The organism is Campylobacter sp. TTU_617 (genome assembly GCF_016599045.1).
Lineage (GTDB): Bacteria > Campylobacterota > Campylobacteria > Campylobacterales > Campylobacteraceae > Campylobacter_D.
Genome location: NZ_JAENKV010000030.1, coordinates 1 through 2,877 on the forward strand (window position 1 = coordinate 1; position 2,877 = coordinate 2,877).

A 2,877-nucleotide genomic window follows, 5' to 3' on the forward strand; every position below is an offset into this window, starting at 1 on the left:
TTCCACTATCTTTTAAAGTAGAATAACCTATAATAGTTCCTTTAGTATGTCCTTTACTTTCTTCATTTAAAGAAAGTTCAACATTCTGTGAAGAAGTATAAGGAAGTATAAATAAGGAGTGTTCTTTATTCATTCCATAAGAAGCATTTTTAAAATCACTCTTTATATAATCACTTGCATCAGAGTATAAATTACCTTTTTCTTGCATAGCCATTCTTTGAGCTCTACTTGAAGAGCTTAGATAAAAGCTTTGCATAGAATTACCCATAACATTATCAATAAAGGTTGATCTTCTTGTTGTAGTAGATACTAAAGATCTAAAGGTTGCTCCTGATATAGAGGCATTAAGGTTAAAGCTTTGATAAATCTTTCCTGTTGTAGGATCATAGATTAAGTTTATATCTCCACTACCATTAGTTGTTATGTTGCTTACATTACCTTTATCAATTCCACTGATAACATCACTTATATCATCAAGATTATCTAGATCAAGATTAGCTTCATCTATGGTTATATTATCTGCACTTACATTACCTGAACCATTTCCACCTACAACTATAGTATCTAAGTTACCTGATTCATCTGAAGTTACAAGCCAATCTTCTATGACTATGCTACCAGATCCATTATTAGTAAGATTGTTACCACTACTATCCTTATCTATAGTTCCTTGGTTATTTACGAAGATAGTTCCAGTTGAACTATTTATGATTCCACTACCTATGGTTGCACCTTCACCATTTGAAATTTCAAGATTGTTATCACTATTATTAGTAATAGATCCACTTATACCTGTATCAGAAGTAGAAGTATTTGTAATAGAATCAAGCTTACCACCTTCCTCTACTACTATACTTCCTGTAATAGAACCATTACCTGTATTAGTAATACCACCTTCTACTTGAGCTCCTCTTTCTATCTTGATATCACCACCTATAGATCCATTATCTGTATTAACTATATCTCCTTCTATTTTAGTATTTGATCCACTTATAGTTATACCACCTGTAACAGTTCCTGAACCTGAATTTTCTATAGCTTTACCAGAATCTGAACCTATAGTAGCTCCATCTTTTATAGTTATAGAACCAGATATTTTTCCACTTTCATTTGAAATAGCAGCACCACTTCCACCTTTTACCATAGAGCCTTCACCAGATAAAACCATATCTCCGCTTAAAGAGGCTGAGTTACGTAACCTTATTCCATTAATACCACCTTGTATTACACCTCCATTAGAAAGTTCTATTTTTTGAGTACTTGAACCAATTCCTAAATAAATACCATATTTACCACCATAAACACCACTAACTGTAGCATCTTTTTTTGAATTTTTACCTCCATTTATATATAAATCTCCTAAACGTTGCCATTGACCTACTTCTATTCCAGATTCTTTACCATAAACTATACCTCCATCTTTTATGAAAAGTGTTCCAAATTTACCATAAGATACGGCTATGCCAGAAGCATTTGAACTTATAGTTCCAGTATTTATTATATTATCTATAGTTCCGCCTGATTCTAATTTTATACCAGCATCTGTTTCTTGATTACCATTGGCAATTATAGTTCCAGAATTTTTAAGAGTCTTTATATTACTACTTACAAATATACCAGAGTTAGCACCTTTTATGGTTCCGCTATTATTAAAAGTTTCTATAGTTGCTCCGTCAGCTATATTTACACCCTGATTGCTATTATTACTTATAGTTCCACTATTAGTTAGAGTTTTAATAGTTGCATCATTTACGTTTAATGCTCCATAGCTACTATTACCCTGAATCAATCCATTGCTATCATTAGTAAAATTAGTTATTGTTGCTCCACTAGCAATATTTATCCCTTGTTTATTAGTGCTACTTATAGTCCCACTATTAGTAAAAGTAGTAATCTCAGTATTACCAAGATAAATAGCCTCACCATTGTTTGAACTTATAGTACCTTTATTAGAGAAATTATTAATTGTAGATTTAGAACTTTCACTTCCCCAAACTACTACTCCAAATTTAGAAGAACCATTTCCAATAATACCTTCATTGATAAAGGTTTCTATGGTAGCACCACCTCTTCTATTTACACCTACTTGAACACCAGAAGTATTGCTTCCACCTATAAGGGTTCCTTCATTTTTAAAAGTGGTAGTTGAAGAGCCTGTTTGAAAAAGAACAGCTTGACTATTTTGATTAGAAATTGTAATGGTTCCGCCACTTCCTATAGTAAGAGTATTATTGCTTCCAGTTATAGTTTGCGTTTCAGTTTTTGAATCACTTATCGTAGTATTAGTATTTTGATAAGTAGTTGTTGATTTAGTTTTGCTATCATCATAAGCTTCTACATTAGCTGTAGCATAAGAATAAGAACTTAAAAAAGAGATTGTAACTAAAGAAAGAACTAGTTTTTTAGATGAATGAGAATGGTTTTTTTCAATCCCCCCCCCCCGAAATCTCTTTTAAACTATGTTTTTGATCCATTGTTTAAAACTCCTTTGATTGTTTATTTTAAAAAAGAAAATAAAAAAGTAATAAAATATAAATAATAAACTTTTTTGGAATAATAAAATATTTTTAATTAAAAGTTTATTAATAATAATTTTTAATTGATTATTTTTAGTATTTATATATTTAAGTTATTATAAGATTATAAAATAATTTAAAAAATTATTTATATTGTTTCAATTTATTTTTGTTTTTAAATCAAATACTACTATTTATATATTTATATTCTAAATTAATTTTTGTATTGTTTTAGTTATTTATTACTTTGTATTGCTTTTATGCTATTTGTATTTATTTTATATTGCTTTATAACCTATATGTTATTTGTATTATTTTATATTTTAACTTTCTATCATTTAATTTTATTCTATATTTAAAC

The 2,877-nt window shown here is 29.0% G+C and carries 1 protein-coding gene; it reads right to left on the reverse strand.

Features of this window, described 5'->3' with window-relative positions; all coding sequences use genetic code 11:
- A partial coding sequence (locus GQV94_RS07540; protein ID WP_442778712.1) for a beta strand repeat-containing protein occupies positions 1 to 2,431 on the reverse strand: 2,431 nt, incomplete at its 3' end.
- Between the last annotated feature and the right edge of the window lie 446 nt (positions 2,432 to 2,877).